The 18,447-nt window shown below is 39.2% G+C and carries 14 protein-coding genes and 1 other annotated feature; of the genes, 13 read left to right on the forward strand and 1 reads right to left on the reverse strand.

Annotated elements, in window-relative coordinates; genetic code table 11:
• Positions 1-23: 23 nt before the first annotated feature.
• Positions 24-428: a hypothetical protein gene (locus LDX58_RS09935; RefSeq protein ID WP_227936678.1), complete on the reverse strand. Its 405-nt coding sequence runs from the start codon at positions 426-428 to the stop codon at positions 24-26.
• A gap of 301 nt (positions 429-729) precedes the next feature.
• Between LDX58_RS09935 and ilvE the strand changes: the two genes are divergently transcribed.
• The 13 genes from ilvE to lonB all read left to right on the forward strand — a co-directional run bounded on the left by ilvE (position 730) and on the right by lonB (position 18,399).
• Positions 730-1,617, forward strand: coding sequence for a branched-chain-amino-acid transaminase (gene ilvE / locus LDX58_RS09940; RefSeq protein ID WP_227936679.1), 888 nt, complete (start codon positions 730-732; stop codon positions 1,615-1,617).
• A gap of 56 nt (positions 1,618-1,673) precedes the next feature.
• Complete coding sequence (ilvD, locus tag LDX58_RS09945; protein ID WP_227936680.1) at positions 1,674-3,341, forward strand: dihydroxy-acid dehydratase; 1,668 nt, start codon at positions 1,674-1,676, stop codon at positions 3,339-3,341.
• Between the two features lie 3 nt (positions 3,342-3,344).
• Positions 3,345-3,597, forward strand: a binding site (T-box leader).
• 149 nt (positions 3,598-3,746) lie between these two features.
• The gene (gene ilvB, locus LDX58_RS09950) at positions 3,747-5,474 is read left to right on the forward strand and encodes an acetolactate synthase large subunit (RefSeq protein ID WP_227936681.1); all 1,728 of its coding nucleotides are present in this window, start codon (positions 3,747-3,749) and stop codon (positions 5,472-5,474) included.
• Complete coding sequence (ilvN, locus tag LDX58_RS09955) at positions 5,471-5,992, forward strand: acetolactate synthase small subunit (RefSeq protein WP_227936682.1); 522 nt, start codon at positions 5,471-5,473, stop codon at positions 5,990-5,992. Before ilvB ends, ilvN begins: the two co-directional genes overlap by 4 nt.
• Positions 5,993-6,050: 58 nt before the next feature.
• Positions 6,051-7,052: a ketol-acid reductoisomerase gene (gene ilvC, locus LDX58_RS09960; protein WP_227936683.1), complete on the forward strand. Its 1,002-nt coding sequence runs from the start codon at positions 6,051-6,053 to the stop codon at positions 7,050-7,052.
• Between the two features lie 12 nt (positions 7,053-7,064).
• Positions 7,065-8,612 (forward strand): 2-isopropylmalate synthase, encoded by a 1,548-nt coding sequence (locus tag LDX58_RS09965; protein ID WP_227936684.1) that lies wholly within the window; start codon positions 7,065-7,067, stop codon positions 8,610-8,612.
• A gap of 16 nt (positions 8,613-8,628) precedes the next feature.
• Positions 8,629-9,720, forward strand: a complete 1,092-nt coding sequence (gene leuB, locus LDX58_RS09970; protein WP_227936685.1) for a 3-isopropylmalate dehydrogenase — start codon at positions 8,629-8,631, stop codon at positions 9,718-9,720.
• A gap of 175 nt (positions 9,721-9,895) precedes the next feature.
• On the forward strand, positions 9,896-11,314 hold the full coding sequence (gene leuC / locus LDX58_RS09975; protein ID WP_227936686.1) for a 3-isopropylmalate dehydratase large subunit: 1,419 nt from the start codon (positions 9,896-9,898) through the stop codon (positions 11,312-11,314).
• Positions 11,315-11,326: 12 nt separating this feature from the next.
• Positions 11,327-11,902, forward strand: coding sequence for a 3-isopropylmalate dehydratase small subunit (leuD, locus tag LDX58_RS09980; protein WP_227936687.1), 576 nt, complete (start codon positions 11,327-11,329; stop codon positions 11,900-11,902).
• Between the two features lie 306 nt (positions 11,903-12,208).
• Positions 12,209-13,252, forward strand: a complete 1,044-nt coding sequence (locus LDX58_RS09985) for a tetratricopeptide repeat protein (protein ID WP_227936688.1) — start codon at positions 12,209-12,211, stop codon at positions 13,250-13,252.
• A gap of 121 nt (positions 13,253-13,373) precedes the next feature.
• Positions 13,374-14,666 carry a trigger factor gene (gene tig, locus LDX58_RS09990; RefSeq protein ID WP_227936689.1) on the forward strand — a complete coding sequence of 431 codons (1,293 nt, stop codon included), beginning with the start codon at positions 13,374-13,376 and terminating at the stop codon, positions 14,664-14,666.
• 551 nt (positions 14,667-15,217) lie between these two features.
• Positions 15,218-16,492 (forward strand): ATP-dependent protease ATP-binding subunit ClpX, encoded by a 1,275-nt coding sequence (gene clpX / locus LDX58_RS09995; RefSeq protein ID WP_227936690.1) that lies wholly within the window; start codon positions 15,218-15,220, stop codon positions 16,490-16,492.
• A gap of 242 nt (positions 16,493-16,734) precedes the next feature.
• On the forward strand, positions 16,735-18,399 hold the full coding sequence (gene lonB, locus LDX58_RS10000) for an ATP-dependent protease LonB (protein WP_227936691.1): 1,665 nt from the start codon (positions 16,735-16,737) through the stop codon (positions 18,397-18,399).
• Positions 18,400-18,447: the final 48 nt, after the last annotated feature.

Genomic DNA, 18,447 nt, shown 5'->3' on the forward strand with positions numbered 1-18,447 from the left:
TAATGAAATAAAACGTCTCCACCTTATGATGAGGTGGAGACGTTTTTTGTTGGTGCTTGTTGTGAAACTAAGTTGACATACATTTGTTCATCTTTTAATAATTGTTCTGTTTCATAAAAAATGACTCGCCAGTTACGTTTCTTTAATTGTTTCATAATTCGCTTTTCATTCATATCAGGCCTTAATTCAATTAAAGCTAGTCGATATGGAACTAGGGCAAGATTAGCACGTACATGTTCAATCCAGTAATGAGGAGTAGGATAATACATATTTGCTCGTAATTGATGATAGAGAAGTTTCTCTCCTTCTGTGTTACATCTTGTCCAAAGATCCTCTACGACAACGAGCGAAGCACGACGGTTGTTAATGAATCGTATAAATGGGAAATTTTTAGTTATTCTAACGAATTTATTGTGTTTTTTTACCATGTAATATCACCCAATACTAGCATGCCCTATCGTTTATTTAATATCCATAAAATAGGCATATGTAGAATTAAAAATAATGAATTCAAAGCTACCAACGATGTAAGCGTTCTCAGGCAGAATGACTAATCAAAATAGTCAAATTATTTTTTAAAAAATGGTTGACCATGCACCTGAATGAGCGTAAGATAAATCTCAACAACAACTATTTTAAAAAAACAAATGTCCGCTCTATAGAGATGAAAAAATGTGATGTTGTTCCGAGACGAACAAAGATTACATGATACATGAGGAGAGTAACGTCATGAGTGAACAATGGATTTACCTTGATGGTGAATTTGTCCGAAAACAAGATGCGAAAATTTCGGTTTATGATCATGGTTTTTTATATGGAGATGGAGTGTTTGAAGGAATTCGAGTGTACGATGGAAACATCTTTCGTTTACAAGAACATCTTGATAGACTTTTCAACTCTGCCAAATCGATCATGCTAGAAATTCCTTATACTAAAAACGAAGTAAAGGATTTAATCATTAAGACTCTTCAGAAAAATGAGTTAAGCAACGCTTACATTCGTCTTGTTATTTCTAGAGGGGTTGGAAATCTAGGGCTTGATCCTATATCCTGTGCCACACCATCTGTAATTATTATTGCGGAGGAGTTAGCTATATTTCCTAAAGAACTCTATGAATCAGGGTTAGATATTGTAACGGTGGCAACACGCAGAAATCGTCCTGATGTTTTAAGTCCTAAGGTTAAATCACTGAATTATTTGAATAATATTCTAGTAAAGATCGAAGCAGGTTTGGCTGGGGTAAGTGAAGCCCTTATGTTAAACGACCAAGGTTATGTAGCTGAAGGATCTGCCGATAATGTATTTATAGTAAAAGGAAAAGAGTTACTAACTCCACCTGGATATATTGGCGCGCTAGAAGGTATTACGAGAAATGCCATTATTGAAATTGCTCAGGAATTAGAATATACGGTTAAAGAAGAGCCTTTTACTAGACACGATGTTTATGTAGCTGATGAAGTTTTTCTAACAGGAACAGCTGCAGAAGTTATAGCAGTTGTGAAAGTTGACGGACGTGTAATCGGAGATGGGAAGCCTGGTAGAGAGACAACTTGCTTACTAGATGCATTTAGAAAACGAGTTGTAGAAGAGGGAGTAAAGGTTTATACACAAATTTAGATAGAGAAAAGTGGAGCAGAGTTGAGAGAGAAGCAACGAATTAGGGAGCGGGTACTATGAGAAGTAACATGATAAAAAAGGGAATTGATCGAGCGCCACATCGAAGCCTACTTCGAGCAGCTGGTGTAAAAGATGAGGATATGGATAAACCATTTATTGGTGTCTGTAACTCTTACATTGATATTATTCCTGGTCATATGCATTTAAATAAGTTCGCAGAAGTAGCTAAGCAAGCGATCCGTGAAGCTGGAGGAATTCCGTTTGAATTCAATACAATTGGGGTAGATGATGGAATTGCAATGGGACATATTGGAATGCGTTATTCACTTCCAAGTCGTGAAATCATCTGTGATGCTGCTGAGACAGTAATTAATGCTCACTGGTTTGATGGTGTATTTTACATTCCAAACTGTGACAAAATTACACCAGGTATGTTAATGGCGTCAGTTAGAACAAATGTACCATCTGTATTCGTTTCAGGTGGCCCAATGGAGGCAGGAAAAACAAAAGACGGGAAAAACTTGTCACTTGTGTCTGTCTTTGAAGGTGTAGGTTCATTTGCGTCAGGTAATATGACAAGGGAAGAACTCCTTGAAATTGAACAGACAGCTTGCCCAACTTGTGGATCTTGTTCTGGTATGTTTACGGCAAACTCAATGAACTCATTAATGGAGATGCTTGGGTTGGCACTACCAGGTAATGGAACAATTGTCGCTACTTCAAATGATCGTCACCAATTAATCAAAGATGCTGCGATGCACTTAATGAATTTAATTGAAAAAGACATTCGTCCTCGTGATATAATTACAGAAGAAACAATTGATGATGCGTTCGCACTTGATATGGCAATGGGAGGATCAACGAATACCGTTCTTCATACATTGGCAATTGCAAATGAGGCTGAAATTGACTATGATTTAGATAGAATTAATCTCGTTGCTGAACGAGTTCCTTATTTATCTAAGATTAGTCCAGCTTCTGATTATTCAATGGATGACGTACACCACGCAGGTGGTGTTAGTGCAATCATTAAAGAGCTTTGTTCGATCGAAGGTGCAATTCACCCAGATAGAATTACGATTACTGGAAAAAGCTTGTATGAAAATGTAAAACATGCAGAAATTACTAATGATGATGTCATTCGTCGTAAAGAAAATCCGTATAGCCAAGTTGGTGGCCTTTCTATCCTATATGGCAACATCGCGCCAGATGGAGGAGTTATTAAAGTAGGAGCTGTTGATCCTTCTATTAAAGTTTTTGAAGGAGAAGCAATTGTTTTCAACTCTCAGGAAGAAGCACAAAAAGGGATTGACGACGGTCTAGTTCGAGCAGGACATGTTGTCGTCATACGCTATGAAGGTCCTAAAGGTGGACCTGGAATGCCAGAAATGTTAGCACCGACATCTGCTATCGCTGGTAGAGGTTTAGGAACGAAAGTAGCTCTTATCACGGATGGTCGTTTCTCAGGTGCGTCTAGAGGAATTTCAATTGGTCATATTTCCCCAGAAGCAGCAGACGGTGGTCCAATTGCTTTTGTTAAAGACGGTGATCTAATTCGTATAGATTTAACGAATAGAACAATAGAATGGCTCGTATCAGAAGAAGTTCATGCCGAGCGTAAAGAAGGCTGGGTTGAGCCAGAACCAAAAGTGAAAAAAGGTTATCTTGCTAGATATGCAAAGTTAGTCACTTCGGCTAATACAGGCGCGGTCATGAAAATTTAAAATACTAAAACGTAGAAGAGGAAAAGTAGTCAAGGACTGACTTCAACAGAGAGCCGTGAAGCTGAAATGCGGTGTTGTCAACTTTGATGAAACTCGCCTCCGAGTATCATTCTGAACTTAAGTAGGAATGGTCGGGTGTTCACAGCACTCGTTATTAAAACGTGATAAGTGGAAGCTTATCCATAAGATTGAACGATCAAATACGTTCAATGAATAAGGGTGGTACCGTGGAAAGATTAATCTTTTCACCCCTTCAGCTACATTCAAGTGGCTTATATGGGGTGGAAAGATTTTTTTGAGTTTTGTTAAAAAAGGCCGTTCTTGCCTTTTTTAACAAAACGAAGCAATGAGTGGAGCCGAAATATTGTATAAATAAACAAGATTATAAAAGGAGGCACGATTGAAATGAGTACAAAACTAAAAAACATTGAGCAAGAAACAAACGAAAAGCCAAAAGAATTATCTGGCTCAAGTATGTTAATTGAAGCACTTGCTAAAGAAGGTGTCGATGTCATTTTTGGTTATCCGGGTGGTGCGATTCTACCAACATATGATGAAATTTACAAAACGGGAATTCATCATGTGTTAGCCAGACATGAACAAGGCGCTATTCATGCAGCGGAAGGATACGCTAGAGTTTCAGGAAAACCAGGTGTTTGTATTGTTACTTCTGGGCCTGGAGCGACAAATGTAATTACGGGAATCGCAGATGCAATGATTGACTCTCTTCCTCTTGTCGTGATAACAGGTCAAGTTGCGTCAACACTCATCGGAACAGATGCATTCCAAGAAGCCGATATAATTGGCATAACGATGCCGATCACAAAGCATAATTATCAAGTTCGTTCTGTCGATGAATTTCCTAGAATCATAAAGGAAGCTTTTCATATTGCAACTACAGGTCGACCAGGACCCGTGTTAATCGATCTACCAAAAGATGTGTCTCTAGCAACAGGAGTCTTTGATTACGAATCTGAAGTCAATCTTCCTGGCTATCAACCAACTATCGTTCCGAATCGCTTACAGATTAGAAAAGTTGTAGATGCCGTATCTGAAGCGAAAAGCCCCGTGATTTTAGCGGGAGCAGGAGTTCTACATGGTAAAGCTTCAGAAGAGTTATTAAATTACGTTGAGAAAACGAAAATTCCCGTGGTAAATACATTACTAGGCTTAGGTAGTTTTCCGGGTGATCATGATCTATTTTTAGGAATGGGTGGAATGCACGGAACTTACACAGCCAATATGGCTATTTACGAATCAGACCTTTTAATCAGTATCGGCGCTCGCTTTGATGACCGTTTAACTGGAAATTTAGAATATTTTGCTCCTAATGCACGTGTTGTTCATATTGATATTGACCCAGCAGAAATCGGAAAAAACATTAAAACTGAAATTCCGGTTGTAGGTGATGCGAAACTAGCTATTCAAATGTTACTAGATGAGCAAGGAACGCTTGGTGATACAACAGAATGGTGTGCAAAGTTAAAGGGAATGAAGCAAGAATATCCTCTTTGGTATAAGGAAGATGGAGAAACAATTAAACCACAAAACTTGATTGAATTGATTCATGAGGTGACCAATGGAGAAGCGATTGTCACGACTGATGTTGGTCAACATCAAATGTGGTCGGCTCAATTCTATCGGTTTAATAAACCAAATCGTTGGGTAACCTCAGGAGGACTTGGAACAATGGGATTTGGTTTCCCTGCTGCAATTGGAGCGCAGTTTGCAGAACCAGATTCTCCAGTTGTTGCCGTAATTGGAGACGCTGGTTTTCAAATGACAGCTCAAGAGTTATCACTCTTACAAGAATTAAATCTTCCTGTAAAAATTGTCATTGTAAACAATGCCTCGCTTGGAATGGTAAGACAATGGCAGCAATTGTTTCATGGTGAACGTTATTCTAATTCTTTATTCCCAGTCCAGCCTAATTTTGTCAAGTTAGCAGATGCTTATGACATTAAAGGGATTAGAGTCGATCATCTTTCAGACTTAAAAGGGGCATTAGAGGAAATGCTTGCTCATCCTGGTCCTGTATTAATGGATGTTCGAGTTGCCAAGGAAGAGAATGTGTATCCAATGATCTCGCCTGGTAAAGGGCAACATCAAATGGAGGGGGTTAAGCCACTATGAAAAGAACCATTACGGCCTTAGTGAATAACACGACTGGTGTGCTGAACCGTATTACTGGCTTGTTTGCTAGACGACATTATAATATCGAAAGCATTACAGTAGGGGTCACTGAAAATCCAGCCGTTTCAAGAATGACTTTTGTTGTGGCTGTTGATAGCATGCAAAATGTTGAACAAGTGATTAAACAACTCAACAAACAAGTTGATGTGTTAAAAGTAAAAGATATAACAGATGAGTCGATTGTTGCAAGAGAGCTCGCTCTTGTGAAAATTGTTGTAACACCACAACAACGTGGGGAAGTGGCTGCACTTGTTAACCCATTTAGAGCAACAATTATTGATGTCGGTCGTGAGTCCATGACGATTCAAATTACAGGGGATCATTCCAAAGTTGAAGCGTTTATCGATTTGCTTCGTCCTTATGGAATTAAAGAAATTGCTCGGACGGGTATAACCGCCTTTAATCGTAGCACGAAAAAACCTGTAACAGATCCATATCGACTAACACTCATTAATTAATCTAGTGAATTCATAATTCAAAAAATATAATTATTTAAACAAAGAGGAGAGATTCATTATGGCAAAGGTATATTACAATTCAGACGTTAAAGAAGCAGTTTTAACAGGAAAAAAGGTAGCAGTAATTGGTTATGGCTCACAAGGTCATGCTCATTCACTAAATATGCGTGAAAGTGGTCAAGACGTAATCGTTGGTCTACGCCCTGGTAAGTCTTGGGATAAAGCAGTAGAAGATGGTTTTGATGTTATGACTGTTCGCGAAGCAGCAGCTCAAGCTGATTTAATTATGATCCTTCTTCCAGATGAGCTTCAACCAACGGTTTACAAAAATGAAATTGAGCCTGAATTAACAGAAGGAAAAACCCTTGCATTTGCACATGGTTTCAACATTCACTTTAATCAAATCGTACCACCAAGCAATGTTGACGTATTTCTAGCAGCACCAAAAGGACCTGGTCACTTAGTACGTCGTGTATTTGAAGAAGGCGGCGGTGTACCTGGACTAATCGCTGTATACCAAGATGCAACTGGTAACGCAAAAGAAATAGCTCTTGCTTATGCGAAGCAAATTGGTTCGGCTCGTGCTGGTGTATTAGAAACAACATTCCAAGAAGAAACAGAAACAGATCTTTTCGGAGAGCAAGCTGTACTATGTGGGGGAGCATCTGCACTAGTTAAAGCTGGTTTTGAAACACTAGTAGAAGCAGGGTACCAACCTGAAGTGGCTTACTTTGAATGTTTACATGAGTTAAAGTTAATTGTTGACCTTATGTATGAAGGTGGATTAGAAACAATGCGTTATTCTATCTCTGATACAGCACAATGGGGAGATTATGTAGCGGGTCCTCAAATCGTAACAGAAGATACGAAGAAAGCGATGAAGAAAGTTCTTACAGATATCCAAACTGGTAAATTTGCAAAAGGATGGATTCTTGAAAACCAAGCAAATCGTCCTGAATTCACTGCAATCACAAGAGCAGAGAGCCAACATCCGATTGAAGTAGTTGGTCGTGAATTGCGTGAAATGATGCCATTCGTAAAGGCAAAATCTAAAATCTAAGGAGTGGTTAAAGTGCGTAAGATTAATGTTTTCGATACCACGCTAAGAGACGGCGAACAGTCAGCAGGTGTGAATTTAAACTTTCAAGAGAAGCTTGAGATTGCGAAGCAACTAGAACGCTTGGGTGTAGATATTATTGAGGCTGGATTTCCAGCCTCCTCTCAAGGAGATTTTGCTTCGGTTAAAGCGATCGCCCAAACTGTAAAGGGCAGCTCAATCACAGGCCTTTCCCGTTCACTTGAGCGTGAAATTGAAACGACTTGGGAAGCACTAAAGGAAAGTGTAGAACCAAGAATACACGTTTTTATTGCCACTTCTCCCATCCATATGGAATATAAACTTCGGATGACACCGGATCAAGTTGTGGAAAATGCGGTAGCTGCCGTGAAGCAGGCTGCTGCGAAATTTCCACACGTGCAATGGTCAGCTGAAGATGCAAGTCGCTCTGACTTACCATTCTTAGCAAGAATTATTCGTGAAGTAATCGATGCCGGAGCTACCGTCATTAATCTTCCAGATACAGTTGGTTACACGACTCCTTATGAAATTGGTCAAATGTTCCGTTATGTATCTGAAAATGTGCCAAATATCGATAAAGCGATTCTTTCTACTCACAATCACGATGATTTAGGCATGGCAGTTGCCAATTCATTAGCAGCGATTCAAAACGGAGCTGGTCAAGTTGAGTGTACGGTGAATGGAATTGGTGAACGTGCAGGGAATGCAGCACTAGAAGAAATTGCCGTTGCACTTAACATTCGTCAAGATCATTACCAAGCGAAAACAGGCTTAACGTTAAAAGAAATTAAGAGAACAAGTACTCTTGTTAGTAAATTAACAGGAATGGTTGTTCCGAGTAATAAAGCGGTTGTTGGAGCGAATGCCTTTGCACATGAATCAGGCATCCACCAAGATGGCGTCTTGAAAAACAAAGAGACTTATGAAATTATTACGCCGGAACTAGTTGGTGTTTCATCTAATCGAATGGTTCTCGGGAAACATTCAGGCCGTCATGCATTTAAAGATAAGTTAGTAGAACTTGGCTTTAATGGGTCAGACGAACAGTTGCAAAAAACATTTGTGGCGTTTAAAGATCTAGCTGATAAGAAAAAAGATATTACCGAAGAAGATTTATTTGCTTTAATGACGGAAGCAACGGTAGGTTCTGCTGTTTCTCATTATGGACTTGAAACATTACAAGTTAATTATGGTACAACGAACATCCCTACGGCTACGATTACGATTAAACTTCCAAACGGAGAAACGGTTCAAGAAGCTGGAACGGGATCTGGTAGCGTAGAGGCAATCTACAACACATTAGAGCGTGTAGTGGATGAACCAATTCTATTAATGGATTATCGCATTCAATCGACAACAGCTGGTCGTGACTCTCTTGCAGAGGTGTATGTGACGGTACAGTATGATGGAACTGAATCGTCTGGTCGCGGAACAGCTCATGATGTCCTTGAAGCTTCAGCGAAAGCGTATATTAATGCGGTGAACCGTACCATTAGTCGTAAGTTATTTAATGAACAACGAACAAATCCACTAAAGATTTAATTGGGAGGAAGAATCAATGAAAAAACGAATTGCTATTCTCCCTGGTGATGGAATAGGACCAGAAGTATGTGAGTCAGCGACGAAGGTTTTAAACGAGATTGCTCGCTTATATAAGCATGAATTTGAATTTGTTTATGGAGATCTTGGTGGAGTTGCAATTGATAAAACGGGCTCACCTTTACCAGAAGAAACACTTTCCATTTGTAAACAGAGTGATGCGGTTTTACTAGGAGCGGTCGGTGGACCTAAATGGGAGACGCTTCCTGGACATCAGCGCCCTGAACAAGGGTTGCTTGGTCTTCGTAAGCAGCTTGAGCTATTTGCGAACCTTCGTCCCGTTACGATTTATGATTCTCTGGCAGAAGCTTCTCCACTTAAGAATGAGATTATCGAAGGGGTAGACCTTCTAATCTTAAGAGAATTAACGGGGGGAATATACTTTGGAGAGCCGCGTGAACGTAGAGGCGAAGGTGCACAAGAGACCGCAATTGATACACTTGTTTATTCTCGCAGTGAAATTGAACGCATTGTTCGCAAAGGCTTCGAATTTGCGAAAGAACGCCGTGGACAATTAACGTCTGTAGATAAAGCGAATGTGTTGGAGTCAAGTCGCCTTTGGAGAGAAACGGTCGATGAAGTAGCGAAGGATTATCCAGAAGTAACGTATAGCCATATGCTTGTTGATAATGCAGCGATGCAGCTTATTCGAAACCCAAGACAGTTCGATGTGATGGTGACAGAGAATATGTTTGGAGATATTTTAAGCGATGAAGCGTCGATGATTACGGGTTCTTTAGGAATGCTTCCTTCTGCAAGTATGAGCCAGGATGGGCCAGGGTTATTTGAACCTATTCATGGGTCTGCTCCTGATATTGCTGGAAAGGGAATTGCGAATCCGTTAGCGACACTTTCATCTTTAACGATGATGCTGACGTTTGCATTTCAAATGCCTGATGAAGCGAATGCACTTCAAGAAGCAATTCATGACGTGCTAGAAAAAGGATATAGAACGGCTGATCTGACAAATGACCAATCTAAAGTTCTATCTACAGTTGAAATGACGGATAGAGTGATTGAAGCACTTGGAGAAAAAGCTGTAAACGTTTAATACAAACAGTTTATAAATGATGCAGTTCTGCACATTGCTACGAGGTTGTTTCAAAAGGTAAAAACAACCTTTTGGAACAACCTCTAATTAGATGACTTCATAAATGAGGGGAAAACGTTTATTAAAGTCATCTTTTTACTATAAATAAAAGAAGAATGAAGAGGAGGAACGAACAATGGCACCTAAAACGATCATTGAGAAGATTTGGGAAAAACATGAGGTTATCGCAGAAGCAGGAAAGCCAACTCTCCTCTATATTGATTTACACTTAGTACATGAAGTGACTTCGCCACAAGCATTTGAAGGTTTACGCTTAGCGAATCGTAAAGTGAGACGTCCTGATTTAACGTTTGCAACGATGGATCATAATGTACCTACTGTTAATCGCTATGATATCTCAGATCAAATTGCTAAAACGCAAATCGAGACACTTGAGCGAAACTGTAACGAGTTTGGAATTGATCTAGCTAATCTAGAACATCCAGAGAATGGAATTGTCCATGTTATTGGTCCAGAGCTTGGTTTAACTCAGCCAGGAAAAACGATCGTTTGTGGAGATAGTCACACATCTACACATGGTGCGTTTGGTGCGCTTGCTTTTGGGATTGGAACAAGTGAAGTAGAACATGTTCTTGCTACTCAAACATTATGGCAATCGAGACCAAAAACACTTGAAGTTCGCGTAACAGGTAAACTAGCTTCAGACATTTCAGCAAAAGATGTCATTTTAGCGATCATTTCAAAATTCGGAGTCGATGTCGGCACAGGCTCAGTTATTGAGTTTACGGGAGAAGCTATTCGTGGATTGACAATGGAAGAGAGAATGACGATTTGTAATATGTCAATTGAAGCAGGAGCAAAAGCTGGCTTAATTAGTCCAGATCAAGTGACATTTGATTACTTAGAAGGAAGACAACAGGTTCCTTCAGGTGAGGCCTTCACTCAAATTGTAGAAGACTGGAAGTCACTAGCAACGGATGAGGGAGCTAGCTATGATCGAGTTGTTACAATCGATGCTACTGAAATTGAACCAATGGTCACGTGGGGGACGAATCCGTCACAAGGAGTTGGGATTTCAAAAGCGGTACCGTCGCAGGAAGATGGAAAAACAGATACAGATAAACGTGCGATCAAACAAGCATTAGATTATATGGAATTGACACCAGGAACTCCTGTTTCTGAAATTAGCATTCAACATGTTTTTATTGGCTCCTGTACCAATTCGCGCCTTAGTGATTTACGGGCAGCAGCGGGTGTAATTCAAGGACAAAAAGTCGCCGATCATGTTCGAGCTCTTGTTGTCCCAGGTTCACAGAAAGTTAAACAACGTGCAGAAGCAGAAGGGCTTGATAAGATCTTTATTGATGCTGGTTTTGAATGGCGTAGTTCAGGTTGTAGCATGTGCTTAAGTATGAATCCAGACGTTGTTCCTGAAGGAGAGCGCTGTGCATCAACTTCAAACCGCAACTTTGAGGGACGTCAAGGAAAAGGAGCACGTACTCATTTAGTAAGTCCACAGATGGCTGCAGCTGCTGCTATTGCAGGTCATTTTGTCGATATTCGTGAATGGAAGACTCAGCAAGTCACACAATAGGAGGAGAAAACAATGGAACCAATTGTGAATCATAAAGGAATCATCGCCTCACTAGATCGAGTAAACGTCGATACCGATCAGATTATTCCGAAACAATTTTTAAAGCGAGTGGAACGCACTGGTTTTGGTCAGTTTTTATTTTATGACTGGCGTTTTTTGCCAGATGGAAAGCCAGATCCAAAATTTGAACTGAATCAAGAACATAATCAAGGAGCATCCATTCTTGTAGCTGGGCATAACTTTGGTTGTGGATCCTCCCGTGAGCATGCACCTTGGGCATTAAATGACTTTGGATTTAAAGTCATTATTGCACCAAGTTTTGCCGATATTTTCTATAATAACTGTGTGAAAAATGGTATGCTTCCAATTCGATTAGATGAGCAAAAGGTCTTTCAGCTTCTTAATAAAGGAGCTAACGATGTGTATGAACTGAGTGTGAGTTTAGAAAATCAAACGATTAGCGGAGAAGGATTTGAAGCAGCTTTTGAAATTGATCCATATTGGAAAGAAATGCTCGTTAATGGTTGGGATGAAATTGGTCTAACTCTTAACTATGAAGAGAAGATCATGGCTTACGAAAAAAGGTAATTAATGAGCGAAGCCGCTACTGGTTTATTGTGCTAGCTTCGATTGGTTTTCAGTAGGCAGATTAAAATCTTTGCTCTTGTTTTTTGGATAGGATATAAATCACATCAAAGGGTGACTCTATAAATAGCCACTAGGCTAATTGGAGTCACTTTTTCTCTACTTAACAACGATTGTAATGCTTAGTGGTAACTGATAAACTTATAGGAACGAAGATGTTCAAAAAGTCTATCCCTCACGTCGAGGGCGTGTTAGCGTCACCACTTTTTGAGCACGCATAAAAACTCATTGCAGAGTGGAGCGGTTCTGGTGGATAAACGAATACATAAAAAAGAAAATGTGATACTATATCCCGGCCTTGTAAAGCGTCTGATTGAAAAAGGGATGGACGCTCTAAAAGACAAAGAAGGGAATTTGGCCTATGAATTTTTTCTTTCAGCTGAGGAGTATGAGCCGGAAAACCCTCAAGTGTTATTTGGGAAAATGCTGAGCCTTGTTGAACTAGGAAGGTTAGAAGAAGCAGTCGAGCATACCGATAGTTTACTACGTGAAGATATTGGTGATTATTATGAGAACTTACAAGTACATATCTCTCTGCTCGTTCAGTTGGGAAACTATCAGGATGTCGTCAATATCCTTGATGCTGTTTTATCAGAAAACCAATTTCCATCACAATACGCGGAATCATTTTATCAATTATTGCATTTTAGTCGGCAGATGGTGGGCGATCAAGAGTGGCTTAGTCAGCAAGATGCAAAAGACGAACCCATTTCACTTGACCTAAAAACGATGCTTGAGTCTGACGTTCTTGTTTTGCAATCAAAAGCGATTCAACAGCTGAAGGAAATAGAAAATCCAGAAGCGACAAACTGGTTATATGAATTTTTAAAAAAAGAAAATCGTGACTATATCCTTCAAAGTATGGCTTTACATGCTTTGAAGGATAAAGGGTATACCGAAACGATACATATTAATAAGCAGGGCAGAGAAATGGCTGTCGTTCCAAGTGAACTGTCACATAATTATCAACAAACTTTTCATGAGCAAATACTAGATTTATTAAGTCATGAACTTGAACATACAGATCCTTTATTGTTTGAATTGGCTAAACAGCTAAGTTCAACTTATTTGTGGGCACTCTACCCTTTTCTACCGGAGCCGAAAGAAGAAAAACTTTGGGCAGATGTTTTTCAATTCTGTGCTGCTGAAAGAGTCGGTATAGAGCAAGAAGAAGAAAGATTGAAAGAGCAATATGAAGATCAGCTTTACTATTTTTTTCAAAAAGTAAAAGAAGTGAAAGAGCTTGAAGCCATTACGTATCAAATCGATGGATCTGAATTTGATAGTCAATAACAACAAACATAGCAGTTCTATTTGAAATGAATCAACGTTATGGTATACTAGAGTGGTTGTCAAAGATAATAGAAATCTATCGTTCGGAAACGAAGATGTGCATAGTTGGAGGGAAAGTAGAATGACTACAAAATGGGAAAAATTAGAAGGTAATGAAGGCGTTCTTACAGTTGATGTAGCAGCTGAAAAGGTTGACGCAGCTTTAGATCAAGCGTTTAAAAAAGTATCAAAAAAGGTTAATGTACCAGGATTCCGTAAAGGGAAAGTGCCTCGTTCATTATTCGAAAAGCAATTTGGTGTTGAATCACTTTATCAAGATGCTCTTGATATTTTATTACCTGAAGCATATGGTGCTGCCGTTCAAGAAGTTGGAATTGAGCCAGTAGATCGCCCTGAAATCGACGTCGAGACAATGGCAAAGGGAGCTACTTTAGTATTTAAAGCAAAAGTAGTTGTAAAGCCAGAAGTTGAACTTGGTGAATACAAAGGTCTTGAAGTAGAAGAGCAAGATTCAACAGTTACAGATGAAGATGTAGATGCTGAACTTAAGCAGATTCAAGAGCGTCAAGCAGAACTTGTTGTTGTCGAAGATGGAGCAATTGAAAATGGCGATACGGCTGTGTTTGATTTCGAGGGCTTTGTTGATGGTGAAGCTTTTGAAGGTGGACAAGCAGAGAACTACTCGCTTGAAATTGGTTCAGGTCAATTCATCCCAGGTTTTGAAGAACAATTAGTTGGTTTGAAGGCTGGAGAAGAAAAAGACGTTGAAGTCTCGTTTCCAGAAGAATATCATGCTGAAAACTTAGCGGGTAAGCCTGCAACATTTAAAGTGAAACTACACGACATCAAGCGAAAAGAATTACCGGCACTTGATGATGAATTCGCTAAAGATGCTAACGAAGAAGTAGAAACATTAGAAGAGCTTAAAACTCAACTTAAAGACAAATTAACAAAAGATAAAGTGCAGCAAGCTGAGCATGCAGTTCGTGATACATTAGTAGAAAAAGCTGCAGAAAATGCAAAGGTTGATATTCCTGAAGCAATGGTTAACACAGAAGTTGAGCGTATGCTACAAGAATTTGAGCAACGTTTACAAAGTCAAGGTATGAATCTTGAATTATACTTCCAGTTCTCTGGACAAGATGAAGCTGCTATGCGTGAACAGTTTAAAGTAGATGGTGAAAAGCGTGTACGTGTAAACCTTACTTTAGAAGCGATTGCGATTGCAGAAAATCTTGAAGCTACAGATGAAGATGTAGATAAAGAAATTGAAAAAATGGCTGAGATGTACCAACGTCCAGTGGAAGAAATTAAAAATATTTTTGCTGCTCAGGGTGGTCTTGAAGGAATTAAAGGCGATCTTAAAGTTCAAAAAGCAGTTGAATTTCTTGTCGAGAATAGTAAAAAAGCATAAAAACTTAATAGAACTTGTAGAAAGATCCTGTAGACAAGGTGCGAATGTTCGCGCCTTGTTTTTCCATAAACAAAGGATTATAGTCCTTACTATCGTTGCTCATGTATGGAGATTAACGATATTGAACAAGCTTAATATAGAATGGACTTAAAGTTAGAAAAAAATGATTTCGTTAATAAAAAGGATTTTTCTTAATGAATCTTGAATGTATAATCAATCCATACATAAGATGAAGTAATCAAGCAATGATTACATGACTTCTATATCGAATTATAAAGATATAGTACATAATATTATTTTTTCATTAGCGTTAATATGGATTACGGTTACAGAATTAACAGTTTTTTAGAGGATTGGTACTTACTATCGTTTGAAAAGGGTTATCTTTAGGGATTCAGACAGCATGTGTGATACAATAACGGAGCAAATGATTGTTTCTATATTACTGTATAGAAGCGTTTAGTTCATAGCTAATTGTATTGTCATGTCCATTCATTGAACAAGCAGAAACGCAGAGGATGGTACAATATTTTTTGAGGGGTGAAGATGGAATGTTTAAATTCAATGAAGAAAAGGGACAACTTAAATGTTCTTTTTGTGGAAAAACACAAGACCAAGTTCGTAAGTTAGTTGCCGGACCCGGTGTGTATATATGTGACGAATGTATTGAACTTTGTACAGAAATCGTCGAGGAAGAATTAGGTACAGAGGAAGAAGTTGAATTCCAAGAAGTGCCAAAGCCAAGTGAAATTAGACAAATTTTAAGCGATTATGTAATTGGACAGGACCGAGCGAAGAAGTCTTTATCTGTTGCGGTTTATAACCATTACAAACGAATTAATTCTTTATCCCGTTCAGATGAAGTTGAATTAGCAAAGAGTAATATTTGTATGATTGGACCAACAGGTAGTGGGAAAACATTATTAGCTCAAACATTAGCACGTATTCTTAATGTGCCATTTGCGATTGCTGATGCTACATCATTAACAGAAGCTGGTTATGTTGGAGAAGATGTAGAGAACATTCTTCTTAAATTAATTCAAGCTGCAGATTACGATGTGGAAAAAGCTGAAAAAGGAATTATTTACATTGATGAAATTGACAAGGTTGCTCGTAAATCAGAGAATCCATCGATAACAAGAGATGTTTCAGGTGAAGGTGTTCAACAAGCTTTACTTAAAATTCTAGAAGGTACGAGTGCAAGTGTTCCCCCACAAGGTGGACGTAAGCACCCTCATCAAGAATTTATCCAAATTGATACAACGAATGTTCTCTTTATCTGTGGTGGAGCATTTGATGGGATCGAGCAAATTATCAAACGTCGTTTAGGCAAAAAAGTCATCGGGTTTGGATCTGATGTGAAGCAAGATGATCTGAAGCCAGGTGAATATCTGGGGAAAGTTCTACCAGAAGATTTACTTCGCTTTGGATTAATCCCTGAGTTCATTGGACGTTTACCGGTTATTTCAAGTTTAGAACCACTAGATGTTGATGCACTTGTTGAAATTTTAACAGAACCAAAGAATGCGTTAGTAAAGCAATATAAAAAGTTATTAGAGCTTGATGAAGTAGAACTTGAATTCTCAGAATCAGCTCTTCGCGAAATTGCCCTTAAGGCAATTGAACGTAAAACAGGAGCACGTGGATTACGTTCGATCATTGAAACGCTTATGCTCGATGTAATGTTTGACTTACCATCACGTGATGATGTGGTGAAATGTATAATTAATGACAAGTGTGTAACAGAAAATGTGCCTCCTACTTTATTAACGGCTGATGGACAGGAGATTTCGTTGTCTAAAACAGAACCAAAAGAGAGCGCGTAAACATCATATTTTTAGTGAAGAGCTTCGCCCGCTATGAATTTATATCATAGCGGTTTTTTATTTTTGGTGGTAGTTTCCGATATATAAAGCAGAAATTTAAACCTCATGGAGTGATTGAGGTCAATTGACTTGTTATAGAACCTTCTTTTTTCTCCAATCATTCTCATAACTTTCTTTGATTAGTGTTGTTTTTCCCGGTCATACTAAAAGAAACAAAACGACTACTTCAGGGAGGTTTCATCATGAATTGGACTGGAATTGCACTGGTGGTACAACTTTTCTTTGGTGTCATCATAGGTGTCTACTTTTGGAATTTACTAAAAAGCCAACGTAATCAGAAGGTGTCCATCGACCGAGAATCAAGAAAAGAAATGGAAGAACTAAGAAAGATGAGAGCCATTTCATTGAGCGAGCCATTATCTGAGAAGGTTCGACCTATTAGTTTTGAAGACATTGTCGGTCAAGAGGAAGGTATTCGGTCACTGCGAGCTGCGTTATGTGGCCCTAATCCTCAGCATGTTATTGTTTACGGGCCCCCAGGTGTTGGAAAAACGGCTGCCGCACGGCTTGTATTAGAAGAAGCGAAAAAAAATGGTCAGTCTCCGTTTTCACAAGCAGCTGTTTTTGTGGAATTAGATGGAACAACAGCTCGGTTTGATGAACGAGGAATTGCAGACCCTTTAATTGGCTCAGTTCATGATCCTATTTATCAGGGAGCTGGAGCAATGGGACAAGCTGGTATTCCTCAGCCAAAGCATGGTGCTGTTACAAAAGCACATGGTGGTGTCTTATTTATCGACGAAATTGGAGAATTGCATTCCATTCAATTGAACAAATTATTAAAGGTTCTTGAGGACAGGAAAGTATTTTTAGAAAGTGCTTATTATAGTGAAGAGAATCAACAGATTCCTCGTCACATTCATGAAATTTTTCAAAAAGGGTTGCCAGCCGACTTCAGATTGATTGGAGCTACAACGAGAACGCCGGATGAATTACCACCTGCGATTCGCTCACGTTGTTTAGAAGTTTATTTTCGTGCATTAAAACCAAAAGAGATTATTAAGATTGCTAAAAAAGCAGCTGATAAAATTGCTTTCAAGACAGAAGAGGGAGCGATTGAACAAATTGCAAAATACGCGACAAATGGCCGTGAAGCAGTAAATATTGTTCAAATTGCTGCTGGAATTGCGACGGGGGAAGAGCGTAAAGAAATTACGTTAGCTGATGTGGAATGGGTTTTACATGCAAGCCAAATTGCACCAAGGCCGGAAAGAAAAATCCATTTAAAATCTGCAGTTGGCCTTGTGAACGGGTTAGCCGTCTATGGCCCTAACCTTGGCGCGCTTCTTGAGATTGAAGTTAATGTCATTGATAATCCGGGCAAGGGATCTGTGAATATAACAGGGATTGCTGAGGAAGAAAGCACAGGCAACCAAATGCGGTCAATTAAAAGAAAAAGTATGGCCAAAGGCTCTGCCGAGAATGTCGTAACCGTACTTAGAAGAATGGGAATCCCCACACAAGATTATGACATACATGTAAACTTCCCAGGAGGAGGTCCAGTCGATGGTCCATCTGCGGGTATAGCGATTGCAACAGGGATTTATTCAGCAATCCGTGAAGAAAAAGTAAAAAACACAGTTGCTATGACGGGTGAATTAGGAATTCATGGAAACGTAAAGCCAATTGGTGGAGTTGTTGCTAAAGTAGAAGCCGCTAAATTGGCTGGTGCAAAAACGGTTATCATTCCTAAAGATAATGAACAAGCATTGCTTCAAAATGTCACTGGTATTGATGTCGTAGCTGTTGAACACTTAGATGAGGTTCTCGAACTTGCATTTGAACAAGCAGAAGAAGAGATTATTCCGGCTAGTGCAAAGATAAACCCTTCGATCGCCCCTGTTTAAATTAGACAAACATATGGTGATAAGATAAAATTGAACAAGATCATTTCA

Origin of the sequence: Alkalihalobacillus deserti (assembly GCF_020734105.1) — a bacterium.
Lineage (GTDB): Bacteria > Bacillota > Bacilli > Bacillales > Bacillaceae_D > Halalkalibacter > Halalkalibacter deserti.